This is a genomic window from Bacillus cereus group sp. MYBK14-1 (genome assembly GCF_051916885.1).
Lineage (GTDB): Bacteria > Bacillota > Bacilli > Bacillales > Bacillaceae_G > Bacillus_A > Bacillus_A cereus.
In genome coordinates this window covers 94,772-111,404 of the sequence record NZ_JBQAHM010000011.1, presented here as the reverse complement: position 1 = coordinate 111,404, position 16,633 = coordinate 94,772, and the positions used below count along the sequence as shown (strand labels likewise).

The following is a 16,633-nucleotide window of genomic DNA, read 5'->3' as shown; positions in this document are numbered from 1 at the left end:
CATACAATAATAGATTAGGAGTGTTATAGATGAATTATAGAAAACTTGCTAGTGCTTTCGTTACATTCGGTCTTCTTTGCCCTTTATCAACAGAAGCTATTCATGCTCAAGAATTAGACAAAAGTGCAGTCAAAGTTGAAATTGCTCAGCCTGGTTTAACAATCGGGAAATTAACACAACCTCAAAATGATACGAAAGAAAATATTGCTAAAAAGTATTTAAAAGGTGAGGTAAATGGGGCGAAAGCTCAACAAGAACAAGTCACTACTGAAAAAAATGTAGATTTCCAACCTACAAATAAAGAAACCAAAGAAAATCAAACCGAAGTTCGCCTTGCACAAACATATAAAAACTATAAAATATATGGCCAAGATCTCATTGTAAAAGTAGATAAAAATGGAGTAATCACAACTGTTAGTGGTAAAGTTGTTCAAAATTTAAATCAACAACCTAATCTTACTATAACAAATTTTTTGTCGAAAAATGAAGTAAAATCTAAATTACGCGATATAGTTCAAATTCCAAGTGATGCAGTTGAGACAGAATTCTCTAGCGAAACCGTTGTTTATAAGAAAAAAGATGGCTATTATACATTCGCAACTGTTATTACATTTACTTATGAAAACAATGAACAAATTATAAACGGCAATGCTATCGTTGATTTAAAAACTGGCGAAGTACTTTTCCAAGAAAAATTCATTAAAAACAAAGAGAATAAGACTATAAATCAAGTAACATCACCTAGATTATCCCCTGCAAGTGAGCAAGGAACTGGGAAAAATGCACTTCAAGAAAACATCTCTTTCAATATTGCCAAAGGAACTGATGGAAAATTTTATTTAGCGGATTTATCACGCGGAAATGGTATTTATATTTATAATGCAAACTACGCCGATTCCCTTGGAGGATATAGTCAAGCTGGTTATCCAGGGACACTAATTTCAAGTAGTACTCCTAATTTTGCAGATAAAGAAGCCGCGGGCGCTATGAAGAACATGAGTGATATTTACGATTACTTTAAGAAAGAACATAATCTAAAAAGTTACGACAATAAAGATTCAAAAGTTGTTGCTAGTGTACACGGTTTTGATTCTACTGAAGTTAGTGATGGTGTAAAAGAAGACTATGTAAATGCATTTTGGCATCCCGCTTGGAACCAAATGGTATTTGGTGATGGTTTAGACGGAAAACTAACATCCGCTCTTGATGTAACAGCTCATGAATTTGGACATGCTGTATTCAGTGGCACGACGAAAAATAAAGTCGTGAGATATCCAAGCGCTGAAACATCTGCACTAAACGAGGGATTAGCGGATTTCTGGGGTACACAAATCGAATATTACGTAAAGAAAGATAAAGGAAACTGGATTATGGGCGATACATTAGGTGGCCTAACAATTCGTGATATCCCAAGGGAAATTGGTGACGGCGGTCATAAACTATATACAAATTTACGAGATTTCTATAACGATGGTAATAATCAAGAATCACACGTGAATTCTGGTATTATCAGTCACGTATTATATCAATTAGCTGAAGGTAAAACATATAACGGTGTTGCTGTTCAAAAACAAGGAAATGAAAAAGTAAGTAAAGTTGTTATGCGTGCATTGCAAAATTATGCAACTTCCGCTGAAGACTTTGAATCACTTCAATCTCATATCGTACAAGCTGCCAAAGATTTATATGGCACTGCCGTATCAAATGAATTTGCAAAGGCATTTGAAGCACACGGTTACAAACCGTTACAAAAAGTAAATCAAGTAATAGAAGTACAATAATTATAAAAAGAAGGTTACCTCTCATAGGTAACCTTCTTTTTATATCCAACCCTTTTCTTCCGCAATTGTAATTGCCTCAATTCTATTTTTCGCATCAAGCTTCGCTAATACTTCAGAAATATAATTACGTACTGTACCCGGCGAAAGATAAAGTGCCTTCGCAATTTCGTTTGCCGTCTTTCCTTCTTTCGCAAGCAACAGTACTTCCTTTTCGCGATCTGACAACGGATTTTGCTCCTGCCATAAGCCAAACATTAAATCTTGGGAGACCTCTCGTTTCCCCTTCATTACATTACGAATTGCTGCCGCTAAATCTTCACTTGGGCTATCCTTTAATAAATAGCCGTGCACACCAGCTTTCATTGCTCTTTCAAAATATCCCGGCCGTGCAAATGTTGTTAAAATCATTACTTTGCATGATGATTTTTCTTTCTTTAAAGTCTCAGCGACATCCAATCCACTTTGAATCGGCATTTCAATATCCATAATACTTACATCGGGCTTTAACGATTCAATTAATTCTAACGCCTCTTCCCCGTTCGCAGCTTGCCCAATTACTTCGATATCATCTTCTAGATCAAGCAGGGCCCCTAATGCACCACGAAGCATCCGCTGGTCTTCTGCAATAATAATTCGAATCATGCCCTCACCTCATCTTTTCCTGTTCTAATAACAACTGGAACTTTTACCGTTAATAACGTCCCTGGATTGATTGTACCTAGTTCAACAAATCCATCAATAAGAGCAATTCGTTCTTTCATGCCGCGAATACCATTTCCATCATGATTTTGATCTGTTAAACCGATTCCGTTATCTTCTACTTTCAAAATCAGTTCACCTTGTGATTCTAATACAGAAACTGCGCACCGCGTTGCCTTACTATGTTTTACAACATTTGTAACGGCCTCACGTAAACACATCCCGACAATATTTTGTTCAATTGGTGATAACGAGCTCGATTTTGCTTCTTGCCTCACTTCTAATTCAATATTAGCTGCTTGTAAGATCGCTTTTATTTGCTCTAGCTCTTCTTCTACCGTAATCATACGCATATCAGAAATTAATTCTCTCAGCTGTTTTAAGGCTGTACGAGACGTTTGTGTAATTTCCTTCGCTTCCGCACTTGCACGCTCTGGATTTTTCACAATTAACTTCTCTACAAGCTGGCTTTTCAAAGTAATAAGAGATAACGTATGCCCTAATGTGTCATGAAGATCTCTTGCAATCCGCTGCCGTTCTTCACGTTTTACTAAGTCTTTAATTTGCTCGTTCGCCTGATCCAATTGATTTCTTAACATCTTTTTCTGATTAAAATTGCGCATACCAAATGGCGTAAGAAGCATTAAAATAAACATTGGAACGATATTTACTAAACTTGTAGTTGTTAGTTGATTCATATTTACAAATAAAAATGCTCCAAGCATGATAACTAACGAACATAACAGCACTCGAAATACTTTCTTATTTGGCGCAAATCCCATCGCACTTGCTGTGAAAAAGCCAAAAAATATCATAAAAGGATTATAAAATAAAGCAAATAAAAAGATGAGTACCATTTGAATACACGCCCAAAAAACAAACGTCCTCTGAACAAAATAAAGCTGACGGTATGTGACGATAAAAATTATCAACATACCGCTTCCTATTACAAGCTTCCATCCTGATGCCTGCGCTAAGTGATAAATTGGAAATAATAGATAAACAAACCACATATACGGGAAGAATCCCATATGTTTCGGAAAAATCTCAATCCTCTTCTTCTCTATCATTTATACCGCTTCCTGTCTTTTTCTTATATATATTGATACTACAACAAATATAAGGAAATAACCTCCTAATACCGCGATATTTTCCCATCCAATTGATTTTCCAGCTACAATATCCCACGCACCACTTCCGAAATGGTATGTCGGTGTCCATTCACCAATCGTTCTTAATATTTTTGGGAATACTTCAATCGGCATCCATAACCCGCCAACTATAGCTAAACTCATATTTAAAATATTTGCTAAGCCAGCAGCTGCGTCCGCCTTCTTAATGGAACCTATTACTGTTCCTAACGCTAAAAATGGTGTTACCCCTAACAATAACCATAATCCCGCACCAATCCATTGCCCTATCGTTAACTCAACATGATTAATTAGTATCCCTGCAATAAAGATAACTAATATTGAAAAAGCATTTACTACTGTTTGAGCGATAATTTTTGCTGTTAAATATGCTCCCTCTGGAAGCGGTGTAATTTTTAGAAGATGTGTCCATCCTTGCCCTCTTTCCTGAGAAAGTCTCACACCGAAACTAAAGAGTGCAGTCCCTACAATACTGAAAGTTGCCATCGAAATTAAATAATGTGCTTTCCACGCATCTCCGTTTTGTGGTACTTGAACAACATTTGTGAAAATGTAGTAAAACATAACAGGCATTAATAATGAGAAAAAGATAAATAATTTATTGCGGAATGTACGTAAAATTTCTATTTTGCATTGCATCCATAATGCTCTCATGCGATTTCCTCCTTCTGATTTGCGACAAACTGTTCGAATGCTTCATCAAGACTTCCACGTTCAACTGAAACATCTGTTACAGGTAAACTCTTTTGATAAATGGCTTTTAAAGTTGCATCCGTATCCTCCGTTGTTAAAATGAAGCGTCCTTCGCTTGACTTTACTTCTGTTACATTTGGTAATTCCTTTAGTAATTTTGTAGGAATGCTTTCCTTCGAGTAAAATGTGATTGTTTTTCGCGAAATCGTCGCTTTCATTTCGTCTGGTGTACCATCTGCGATAATCTTTCCGTTCGCAAATAATAAGATACGATTTGCTAAAGCATCTGCTTCTTCTAAATAATGCGTCGTTAAAATAATTGTTTTCCCTTCACTTGCTAACTTTCGAATCGTTTCCCAAAACATTCTTCGAGACGTAATATCCATTCCGACTGTCGGCTCATCTAAAAATAACAAATCTGGATTTCCCGCAAGTGCAAGCGCAAAATTCAACCTTCTTTTTTGCCCACCTGATAACTTCTCACATCTTTGCTTTCGCTCTGATTCTAAATTTGATAACTGCATTAACGTTTCTTTCGCTATAGGATTCGTATAATAACTACGGAATAACTCGATTGCCTCTTCCACCGTAATACTATCAATGACACTTACTTCTTGCAGCATCGCACCGAGGCTATTACGAACATCTCTATGCTTTGGACTCTTTCCAAATATAAAGACCTTACCTTCTGTCGGGTCCTTTAATCCAAGCATCATCGACATCGTCGTTGTTTTCCCCGCACCATTCGGACCAAGTAACGCTACTATTTCCCCTTTATTTACATGAAATGAAACATTATTTACTGCGTTTTTATGTTTAAATGTTTTAGAAACACCATTTACTTCAATAATCTTTTCCATCTCTCCACCCCCGCTGTTTCTTATATTTACATTGTATTACTTGGAAAACTTAGGAAACAGTATGATGCGTCATGACATCGATATGACAATTGTCATGTATTCTTTATGAGAGGAATCAACCCGCATACCGCAAGCGAGTAGCAGGACGAAAATAAACATGATACAATCGGATAAGATATATATTCGAGGAAGGACAGTGGTTTTCATGATTATTCGTAATGAACAAGATTTAGAAGGCTTACGAAAAATCGGCCGCATCGTTGCGCTTGCACGTGAAGAAATGAAAAAAGAAGCGAAGCCAGGTATGACAACGAAAGAGCTTGATTTGATCGGTAAAAAAGTATTAGATGAGCATGGTGCTATTTCTGCACCTGAAAAAGAATATGATTTCCCAGGTGTAACTTGCATTAGTGTAAATGAGGAAGTTGCTCATGGTATTCCAGGAGATCGCGTATTAAAAGAAGGCGACTTAGTAAACGTCGATGTATCTGCTGCACTTGATGGCTATTATGCAGATACAGGTATCTCATTTGTTCTTGGAGAAGACGAAGCAAAAGAAAAGCTTTGCCAAGCAGCAGTTGATGCATTTTGGGCAGCAATGAAAAAGGTTAGAGCTGGCTCAAAACAAAATCAAATTGGTCGTGCTGTTTCAAACTTCGCACATAAAAGTGGATACAATGTTATTCAAAACTTAACTGGTCACGGCATTGGTCTTAGCTTACATGAAGCACCAAATCACATTTTAAGTTACTATGATCCAATGGATAATGCGCTTCTAAAAGACGGTCTTGTTATCGCTGTAGAACCGTTCATCTCTATGAAAGCTGATCATATTATTGAACGTGGTGACGACGGCTGGACATTCGTTACACCTGATAAAAGTCTTGTTGCACAATGTGAACATACGGTTGTCGTAACGCGCGGCGAACCAATAATTTTAACAGAAATCTAATACCAAAAACGGCTGTTTTGTAGATTTATTCCACATAAAACAGCCGTTTTTATTTTTGGGAAAATATGTGAACTACTGTTGAACTCTTTATCATTTAAGTATATAATCTTTAGCGGAGGTTACTTAAGCTTATCTTTACTAAAAAGATATTGTAACTAAAAACACCTTCTTTCTTATTGTTTAAACAGTCTCAAAAATGACCGTAGTAACGTGTTAGTCGAATATTCTGTAATTCTTATATTCCTCTAACAATGTAAGAAACTATCATCTTTCAACTTCGGTCCACTAATCGCACAACTCTCTTTAGACAAAATAAATGACTATTTTCAAAGTACATATTGTCTTCATTCTGACCAAAACCAACCCTATCTAGCTTTTTATCTCCACATAACTTTAAGGCAAAAATAAGCCTTCACAAAGGGATACACTACATTGGTTAGTATGTATCGTAAAACTTACCTTTATAACCATTCTTTTTTACTAGATATACATGAAAACTATCTCACATATAAAGGTCTGATATCATTCTTTATATCAGTATTTTTTTCGACATTTTTTGTCGAATTGTGTATATTTCCATAGAACTGTGTAAATATACATTTTGTTTTACGTTAAACAATTTTACTTTGAACATAATCCTGTTTGTCTGAGAACGCGTATAGAAACGGAGGGATAGCAAAAATAAATAGCTTATAACAAATACTTTTAATATTCCATTTGTTCATGTGGAATAAGTCCCCAATGGACAAATGAATGTTCAGAGGAGGAAAAATGAAAAAACTTTTCAATGTATGTTTAATTGTATTCGTACTATTTTCGCAACTTGCTAGTTTTCCATACAATCAAGTAAAAGCGGAAACCTTAACAGGAGATTCCTTATTTGACACTGTTGAAATGAAAGATGCAACGAATCATATTATTGACGAAGCAAAAAATCCTAACAATTTAATAAAGATAGGATCAATCATTCAAGTAGAATACGCTTGGTCAATAAAGGATCAACAAGCTGCACACGCAAATGATACAGCAGTAGTTCAAATACCACTTGCATTAAAAGTATCTAAAGATTTGCAAGGAGATTTAGTAACAAATCAAAAAAATATTGGTCAATATTTTATAACAGCTAAAGATAATAAATTAAAATTAATATTTAATAATCAAGTAGAAAATTTGAAAGACGCTAAAGGAAAAATTAAAGTTGATACCGTGTTTAACTCAACTTTAAAAACTGGAGAAAAATCAGTTCAAATCGCTTTTCCTTTAGGAACAATGGTTCAGCCTATATCAGTTCCTGTTCAAGTAGAAAACTCTAAAGAAGATAGCACCAAACAGGATACTAATAAACAAGCGCAAGATCCAGTAGCTAAACCTGTTACTGACAATCCGGAGCAAGATCCAGCAACTAAACCTGTTACTGATAATGCGGAACAAAACCCAACAACTAAACCTGTTACTGATAATCCGGAACAAAACCCAGCAGCTAAAACTGCCACTGATAATCCGGAACAAAACCCAGCAGCTAAAATTGCTACTGACAATCCAGAACAAAAGCTAGCAAGCGACCCTGCTGAGAATACAAATTCAGGTCCAAAGCAAATAACAACAAACATTTTAACCAGTGTAAAGTTGACGGATAAAGACGGAAAACCATTTACAGAGGATAACCGTCCAAGTACAGATTCCCCTGCCAATATTGAGTTTACATGGGAACTTTTAAAATCAATGAATGTGAAAAATGGAGATTACTATATTTTTGATCTTCCTAAACATTTTAAGATTTACAATACAATTAACAGTCCTTTATATGATAGTGAAAACCATCAAATTGGTAATTTTACTGTTACAAAAGATGGAAAAGTCACGATGACATTCAACGATTATGTTGAAGAGCATCCAGATGTTGCTGGTAACCTACAATTAAAGACAGAATTTAATAAAGCTGAAATTAAAGGTACAACAACACAAGAAATTCCTTTCCCGATTAAAGATAAGGATGTTTCTATTACAGTTGACTTTAAGCCTAATGTACAAACAGCTACGAATAAAAAGGGTTTACCTGATAGACCAATTAATACAAATGAAATTAATTGGAAAGTAGAGATGAACAAAACGAAAGACCCCCTTAAAAACGCTGTTTTTAAAGATAACATTCCACAAGGTACAAGCTTAAATAAAGATTCTATTAAAGTTTATTATTTAGAAGTTGATGTTAATGGGAATGTAACGCGTGGTGCAGAAGCTGAGCCAACAGATTACAATATTATTTCATCAGATGGCTCAAAATTGGAGATTGCTTTCAAAGATTCTATCAATAAAGCATATCAAATCGAATATGCCACAAAAATTACTGATGAAAATATTAAAAGTTTCCGAAATAACGTTACGATAACGAGTGATAATCAAAAGCAACAAAACGCAAGTTCTACTGTAACGGTTTCTCGTGGTACACACTTAAATAAAACAAGTAAATATGATCCAAAGACGCAAACAATTGAGTGGACAATTACTTACAATGGTGATCAAAGAGAGATCAAAAAAGCTGATGCGATTTTAAAAGATATTTTTGACGATACACACGAACTAGATGCAAATTCTATTGTTGTAAAAAACGCTTCATATAATGAAAAAGGAACGCTTGTAACAGGAGACGCTGTTAATAATTACACTGTAAATAACAAGAAGAATGGATTCGATTTACAGTTTAATGATGATATTAATAGTGCTTATGTGATTACCTATAAAACCAAGCCAACTAATAAAGTTATAGAAGATGGAAAAGTAAAAAATAAAGTTACAGCTGATAATGATTCAAGTAAAGAAAATGAAGCTAGCTTCAAGCAGCAAAATATTATTAAATCTAATAATAAAGCTGAAACAAATTATAAAGACAAAACAACAACTTGGACAATTATAGTAAATAATAACAACTATCCATTAAGCAACGCGATTATTACGGACACCTTTGATCATGGTGGATTACAATTAAAAGATAAGAAACTAGAAATTAAAGACGGAAATTATACCCTTCAAGCTGGGACTGACTATGTTTTAGATGTAACAGATAAAGGCTTCAAAATTACTCTTATAGGTACGTATCAGTCTAATATGACAAAGACATTAGTCGTAAAATATACGACAGACTTTGATTATACAAAGCTAGAAAGTGGTAAAACTTCATTTAAAAATACAGGTAACCTTTCTTGGATAGATACGGATTCTAATCCACAATCAAATAAAGTTGAAGCTAATTTCGATCCTGATACTTTCACAAAGGCAAATGGTTATAAATACGGTTCTTATAACGCCCAAACGAAGGAAATTACTTGGATAATAGGCTTTAACTATAATAATGTTGAGATTAAAGATCCTTATGTTATAGACGTAATACAAGATAAACAAAAATTAGTGCCTGGATCCATTGAAGTGCGCGATATGATTCTAAATGGAAATCCTGATAATGCACAACCTGGTAATGCTGTACCAACTGAGAAATATGAACTTGAAGAACCTACAGAGAAAAATAAAAACACCCTAAAGGTTCATTTCAAACAATCAATTAATTCACCTTACTATATTATCTTTAAAACAAGCCTTGATGGTGAACTTATCCAAGGCACCTACAAAAACGAGGCAGATTTAAAAGATGGCTCTAAAATCGTAAACACCCTTACAGGTGACACTCAAGTAAATAAAGGTGGCAGCTTCGTTACTAAAAAAGCTGTGCAAGACGACAACTATATTAATTGGAGTATCGCAATTAACGAAAGCCAATCAACCATTGCAGATGCCGTTGTAACAGATGATCCAACCGAAAATCAGGTAATTGTGGAAGATTCATTCCACTTATATCCTACAACTGTTGATCCATATGGAAATTTAACAAAAGATACAGTAAACGAATTAAAAGAAGGAACAGACTATAAACTCAAAATAACAACAGACAATAATACCGGAAAGCAACATTTCGAAATTGCCTTCTTGAAAAAAATTGATCGAGCTTATATTTTAGAATATCGCTCACTTATTAATGCAGACGATAAAGAAAAAGTAAGTAATAAAGCGAAAATCACAGGCAATAAGTTGACAGTTAAAAACACAGAAACTACTGAAACGATTGAAGTGAGAATGTCTTCTGGTTCAGGCGGAGGATCTGCTACTAAAGGCCGTGGAAACCTTGAAATTATAAAGGTAGATAACGACAATAAGAACGCACTATTAGCTGGGGCAGAATTTACTTTATACGATCGTACAGGTAAAACTGTTATCCGTAAAATTACAACAGACAAAGACGGTATCGCTAAATTTAATAATTTAAAACGCGATAAATATTTATTAAAAGAAACAAAGGCTCCTGAAGGCTATGTAATTAGCTGGGATTTAAAACAAGGGAAAATTGTTGAACTTGGTACACAAGAGACTACAACATATAAACTTGCAAATAAGAAGTTTGTCGGTAAAGTAGTTTTAACAAAGTCTGATGACCTGAATAAAAACGTCACACTGCAAGGTGCCGTTTTCACACTACTTGATAAAGACAAAAAAATAATTTCAGAACACGAAAAATTAACAACAAATAATCAAGGACAAATTACTGTAGATAATTTAAAACCAGGAACTTACTACTTACAAGAAACAACTGCTCCTGAGCATTATAAATTAGACAGTACACCTATACAATTCACAATCAAAGAAGATCAAACAACAGTAATAAACCGAACTGCAACAAACAGTTTGATTCCAGGATCGGCCATTTTAACAAAATTCGATAAAGATGGAAAAACTTTAGCAGGTGCGGAGTTCAGTGTACGCGATCGATATAACAAAGTAATTCGTGGATATGAAAAATTAACGACAAATGATCAAGGACAAATCGAAGCAAAAGATTTACGCCCTGGAGACTATCAATTTGTCGAAGAAAAAGCACCTAAAGATTACGACATAGATAAAAAACCAATTGAGTTTACAATTATAAAAAGTCAAAAGAAAGCACTTACTGTTACAGCGACAAATCACCTCATTAAAGGTGGTGTCACTTTAACGAAAGTCGATGATGTCGATGGCACTGCCCTTGAAGGTGCTGTATTTAAAATTGTCGATGCGAATGACGAGAAACAAGTAATTCGTGAAAATATAAAAACAGGTTCAGATGGAAAAGTTACCGTTAAAGATTTAGAGCCTGGTGCTTATAAATTTATCGAAACAGAAGCTCCTAAGGATTATACGTTAAGTACAAACCCTATCGAGTTTACAATTGATAAAAGCCAACAAGCTCTTGCTACTGTTACGGCAAATAACAGCTTAAAAACGGGCGAGGTTGAATTATTAAAAGTTGATGAGTTTGGTGAGAAAAAACCACTAGAAGGTGCTGTATTCAAACTTGTCGATACAAATAATAATGACGTTTCCCCTCACACTAACTTAACTACTGATAAACACGGTAAAGTTAAAGTTAGTAACCTACGTCCTGGTACGTATAAATTTATTGAAATAGCTGCTCCTGAACATTACGTTTTACGAGCAGAACCTATTGAATTTACAATCGATAGAAGTCAGAAAGAAACTCTACTTGTGAAAGCTGAAAATGCTTTAAAACCAGGAGATGTTGAATTAACAAAAGTTGATGATATCGATGGTACAGCTCTTGAAGGTGCTGTATTTAAAATTGTTGATGCAAATGATGAAAAGAAAGTTATTCGCGAAAATGTAAAAACTGGTGCGGATGGTAAAGCTATCGCTACTGGCTTACGCCCTGGCGATTATAAATTTATCGAAGTAACAGCACCGAAGTATTACGACAAAAATACAAAACCAATTAAATTTACGATTACAGAAAGTCAAACAACTCAGGCTACTGTTACCGCTAAAAACAGCTTAACAAAAGGCGGTATTGAGTTAACAAAAGTGAATGCTGCAGATGAAAAGGAAACACTTGAAGGTGCAGTATTTAAAATCGTTAATAGAGATACTAATGAAGATGTTCGTACGGACCTTGTTACGAATAGTAAAGGAATGCTAGTTGTAGATGACTTACGTCCTGGTAACTATAAGCTTATCGAAACAAAGGCTCCAACTTATTACGATGTAAATGTAGAACCAATTGAATTTACAATCGAAAAAGGACAACAAAAACTCCTTCCACTTACATTTAAAAATAGTTTAACGAAAGGAAAAGTTAAACTTATTAAAGAAGATGATGTGGAAAGTAGTAAAGCTCTTGCCGGCGCTGTATTCACATTGCAAGATGCAACTGGCAAAGAAATTATGAAAGATTTAACAACAGATGATTACGGAGTATTAGTTATTCCTGATTTAGCACCAGGGGATTATCAATTTATCGAAACAAAAGCCCCTGAACATTATAAATTAGACAAAACACCTATTAAGTTCACAATTAAAAAAGGTAGTAAGGAAGATCTTCCTATCCCTGTTACTGTAAAAAACAGTTTACTTACAGGTGGCGTCACTTTAACAAAAGTTGATGATGTTGATGGCACTATTCTTGAAGGTGCAGAATTTATAATCGTTGACGCTCATGATACTAAAAAGGTAATTCGCAAAGGTTTAACGACTGATAAAAACGGTAAAATTTCTGCTTCTGATTTACGTCCTGGAGACTATCAATTTATTGAAGTAAAAGCTCCAAAAGACTATACCTTAAGCCAAGACCCTATTCCATTCACTATCGAAAAAAGTCAAAAAGAGAATATTACTGTTACTGCTACTAACAGTTTAAAGAAAGGTGCAGTAACATTAACAAAAATTGACGACATCGATCGTACGATGCTCGAAGGTGCAATCTTTAAGATTGTTGATATGAATGGTAAGGAAGTTCATACGAATCTTGTTACAGATAAAAACGGTAAAATTTCTGTTTCTGATTTACGCCCTGGAGACTATCAGTTCATTGAAACAAAAGCTCCTGAGCACTATGTATTAGATGAAACAACGATTCCATTTACAATTGAAAGAAGTCAAACGAAAGAGATCAATGTTACAGGCAAAAATGCTTTGAAAAACGGTAGCGTTGAACTAACAAAGATTGACGATATTGATATAAATACAAAACTTGCTAACGCCGTATTTAATTTATTAGATGCAGACGGAGAGCTAGTTAAAGAAGGCTTAAAAACAAATGATGAAGGTAAAATTGTTGTTGAAAACCTACGTCCTGGTACGTATCAATTCGTTGAAACAATTGCTCCTGAACATTACGATTTAGATAAAAAACCTATCGTATTTACAATTAAAAAGAGCCAAACTGAAACTCTTCATGTCACTGCTACAAATGCTTTAACAAAGGGTGCAGTTAAACTTGCTAAAGTTGATGATGTTGATGGCACTGTTCTTAAAGATGCAGTATTTAAAATTGTTAATATGAATGGTGATGTAGTTCATAAAGACCTTGTTACAAATGAACAAGGAATAATCGAAATTAACGACCTACGTCCTGGTGATTACCAATTTATCGAAACGAAAGCTCCGAAGCATTACGTTTTAGATGAAACACCAATCAAATTCACTATTGAAAAAGGACAGAAGAAAGCTATTTCTTTAACTGCTACAAATAGCTTAAAACAAGGTAGTATCGAATTACTTAAAGTTGATGATTTAAACACTCAAACAAAACTTGCCGATGCGGTATTTAATTTACTAGATCAAGATGGCAAAGTACTTAAAACAGATTTAAAAACAAACAGTGAAGGTAAAATCGTTATCGAAAACTTACGTCCTGGTACGTACCAATTCGTTGAAATAACGGCTCCTGAACACTATGATTTAGACAAAAAACCAATTATATTTACAATTGAAAAAAGCCAAAAAGATATTGCTACCGTTACTATGAAAAATAGTTTAACAAAAGGCGGCGTGGAACTTTCTAAAGTGGATGACGTCGATGGCACTACTCTTGAAGGCGCAGTATTTAAAATTGTGGATATGAATGGTACTGTAATTCGCAAAAATCTTGTTACGAATCAACAAGGTAAAATTAGCGTTTCTGACCTACGTCCTGGTGATTATCAATTCATCGAGACAACGGCTCCGAAACACTACGATTTAAACAAAGAGCCAATTCCATTCACAATTACAAAGAGCCAAGCTGATCCTATCTCCGTTACAGCTACAAATAGCTTAACGAAAGGCGCTGTGGAACTTTCTAAAGTGGATGATGTAGATGGTACTGCTCTTAAAGATGCGGTATTTAAAATTACTGATCTGAATGGTAAAGACATTCGTACTGAGCTTACAACAGATGGACACGGAAAAATTTCTGTTTCTGATTTACGTCCTGGGGACTATCAGTTTGTTGAAACGAAAGCTCCTGAACACTATAAATTAGATAGTACACCTATTAAGTTTACAATTAAGAAAAGCCAAAAAGAAAAGCTCCAAGTTACTGCTACAAATAGCTTAACTGAGGGTTCTGTAGAATTAATAAAAGTAGATGATATAAATCCAGATACAAAACTTTCTGATGCAGTGTTTAACATCATCGATGCGAAAGGTAAAATTGTTCGCACTGATTTAACTACTGATAAAGATGGTAAGATTACTGCTACGAACTTACGCCCAGGAGACTATCAATTCATTGAAACGAAAGCTCCGAAAGATTACGATTTAAATAAAACACCTATTAGCTTCACTATCGAAAGAAGTCAACTAACTCACGCTTCTGTTACTGCTAAGAATGGCCTAACAAAAAGTGGCGTGGAATTAACGAAAGTTGACTCTATAGATAAGAAAGAAATGCTAGAAGGTGCGGTATTTAAAATTACTGATCTGAACGGTAACGACATTCGTACGAATTTAGTTACCAATAAAGACGGAAAAATCATCGCTAAAGACTTACAACCAGGAGACTATCAATTTATTGAAACAAAAGCTCCTAAACATTACGACTTAAATGAAGAACCAATTAAGTTCACAATCGAAAGAAGTCAAACAAAGCATGTCTTCGTTACAGCTATTAATAGCTTAACGGAAGGTAGTGTTGAGTTAATTAAAGTTGATGATGCCAAGCAAAACATAACACTTGAAGGTGCAGTATTTAAAATTGTTAATAAGGATGGACACGATGTTCGTACCGATTTAACTACTGATAAAAACGGCCGTTTAGTTGTGGATGAATTACCGCCAGGAGACTATGAGTTTATCGAAACGAAAGCTCCTGAACACTATGACTTAAACAAAACACCTATTAAGTTCACAGTTAAAAAAGGACAAGAAAAAATCGCCTCTGTTACTGCTACTAACAGCTTAACTAAAGGCGCAGTTGAATTAACTAAAGTTGATGACATCGATGGTACTACTCTTGAAGGAGCAATCTTTAAAATTGTAGATATGGACGGCAAGGATGTTCGTTCTGATTTAACTACTGATAAAGATGGGAAGATTTCTGTTTCTGATTTACGTCCGGGAGATTATCAGTTCATTGAAACGAAAGCTCCAACTGGCTATGATTTAAACATTAAACCAATTCCTTTCACAATTACGAAAGGACAATCTCAGATTACCTCTGTTACAGCTTTAAATAGTTTAACAACAGGTTCAATTGAGTTAACTAAAGTTGATATTGATCACCATGGAACACTTGAAGGTGCCATTTTCAATATTTTAGACCAAGATGGAAAAATCATCCGAGAAGGTTTAAAAACAGACCAACACGGAAAAGTAATCGTAAATGATTTGAAACCTGGTAATTATCAATTAGTAGAAACACAGGCTCCTAATGGCTATCAATTAGATGCATCACCAATAAACTTTACAATTGATAAAGCCCAAGCTACACCACTACAAATTACAGTTTCAAATAAAAAAATTGAATCTTCGTCAGGTGGAGATGACAAGCCAGTTACTCCTCCAAATAAAGAAGAGAACAAAGGCAATGAAACATCTGAGAAACACGAAAACGGAACTTCCGAAGAAACATCGAATAAAACAGATAACAAACAGCAAGATGATCGAAATACGGATAAACACCTTCCAAATACAGGTCATAAAGAAGACCCTACACAAACAGTAGGTATCCTTCTTCTACTAGCTGGATTATTAAGTATTTTGGCTACAAAACGCAAAAAAAATTATTAATAATTTTTTCACATCCAATCAATCTCTCAATTGATTGGATGTTTTTTTATACAAAAAGGACGATACATAAAGTATCGTCCTTTTAACGGGGTGAGGCTGCCCAAAAGTACGGAAAACCTTTGAACAGCCTCTTATTTTCATATGGATGCCTTACATATATCACTGATAATAATTATGAAATGCGGAAACATAATTACCATCAACTGATTCAAACATGAGAAATGAAACCCTACAGTGGTTCCATTTCTCTACATAATCTAAAGTTTGGGTACACTAGATTCATGCAATGTAGGAGCTTTCAGAGTAGAAAGCGAACCTTCGTTTAAAATGATAGCATACATATCTTCCTCAAAAATATGCAAATATGCATATATTGTTTTTATTTCTCAATGTCAGAATATTGAAAAATAA

General features: G+C 34.7%; 7 protein-coding genes. 3 read left to right on the top strand and 4 right to left on the bottom strand.

The annotated features are described in order from the left end of the window. The first annotated feature begins 29 nt into the window (after positions 1 to 29). Positions 30 to 1,781, top strand: coding sequence for a M4 family metallopeptidase (locus tag ACTFR3_RS23225; RefSeq protein WP_440044832.1), 1,752 nt, complete (start codon positions 30 to 32; stop codon positions 1,779 to 1,781). Between the two features lie 39 nt (positions 1,782 to 1,820). Here the strand turns inward: ACTFR3_RS23225 and ACTFR3_RS23220 are convergent, their stop codons facing one another. From ACTFR3_RS23220 to ACTFR3_RS23205, 4 genes are read right to left on the bottom strand one after another with little or no spacing between them, the layout of a single operon-like run. Beyond that, positions 1,821 to 2,423, bottom strand: a complete 603-nt coding sequence (locus tag ACTFR3_RS23220) for a response regulator transcription factor (RefSeq protein WP_000619237.1) — start codon at positions 2,421 to 2,423, stop codon at positions 1,821 to 1,823. After that, positions 2,420 to 3,550 (bottom strand): sensor histidine kinase, encoded by a 1,131-nt coding sequence (locus ACTFR3_RS23215; protein WP_440044831.1) that lies wholly within the window; start codon positions 3,548 to 3,550, stop codon positions 2,420 to 2,422. Before ACTFR3_RS23215 ends, ACTFR3_RS23220 begins: the two co-directional genes overlap by 4 nt. Continuing rightward, entirely contained in the window at positions 3,551 to 4,285 is a 735-nt protein-coding gene (locus ACTFR3_RS23210; RefSeq protein ID WP_001202429.1) for an ABC transporter permease, read from the bottom strand. Then, positions 4,282 to 5,184, bottom strand: a complete 903-nt coding sequence (locus ACTFR3_RS23205; protein ID WP_071740957.1) for an ABC transporter ATP-binding protein — start codon at positions 5,182 to 5,184, stop codon at positions 4,282 to 4,284. Before ACTFR3_RS23205 ends, ACTFR3_RS23210 begins: the two co-directional genes overlap by 4 nt. Positions 5,185 to 5,341: 157 nt before the next feature. Here ACTFR3_RS23205 and map point away from each other — a divergent pair, with 157 nt between their 5' ends. Together map and ACTFR3_RS23195 are read left to right on the top strand one after the other, a co-directional pair. Beyond that, a complete protein-coding gene (gene map, locus ACTFR3_RS23200; protein ID WP_047792083.1) occupies positions 5,342 to 6,136 on the top strand; it encodes a type I methionyl aminopeptidase in 795 nt (264 codons plus the stop codon). A gap of 771 nt (positions 6,137 to 6,907) precedes the next feature. Beyond that, a complete protein-coding gene (locus tag ACTFR3_RS23195; RefSeq protein ID WP_440044829.1) occupies positions 6,908 to 16,222 on the top strand; it encodes a SpaA isopeptide-forming pilin-related protein in 9,315 nt (3,104 codons plus the stop codon). The last annotated feature ends 411 nt before the right edge of the window (positions 16,223 to 16,633 follow it).

Coding starts and splice junctions, on each gene's coding strand:
- ACTFR3_RS23225 (WP_440044832.1), top strand. CDS start 30: ATGAATTATAGAAAACTTGCTAGTGCTTTCGTTACATTCGGTCTTCTT.
- ACTFR3_RS23220 (WP_000619237.1), bottom strand. CDS start 2,423: ATGATTCGAATTATTATTGCAGAAGACCAGCGGATGCTTCGTGGTGCA.
- ACTFR3_RS23215 (WP_440044831.1), bottom strand. CDS start 3,550: ATGATAGAGAAGAAGAGGATTGAGATTTTTCCGAAACATATGGGATTC.
- ACTFR3_RS23210 (WP_001202429.1), bottom strand. CDS start 4,285: ATGAGAGCATTATGGATGCAATGCAAAATAGAAATTTTACGTACATTC.
- ACTFR3_RS23205 (WP_071740957.1), bottom strand. CDS start 5,184: ATGGAAAAGATTATTGAAGTAAATGGTGTTTCTAAAACATTTAAACAT.
- map (WP_047792083.1), top strand. CDS start 5,342: ATGATACAATCGGATAAGATATATATTCGAGGAAGGACAGTGGTTTTC.
- ACTFR3_RS23195 (WP_440044829.1), top strand. CDS start 6,908: ATGAAAAAACTTTTCAATGTATGTTTAATTGTATTCGTACTATTTTCG.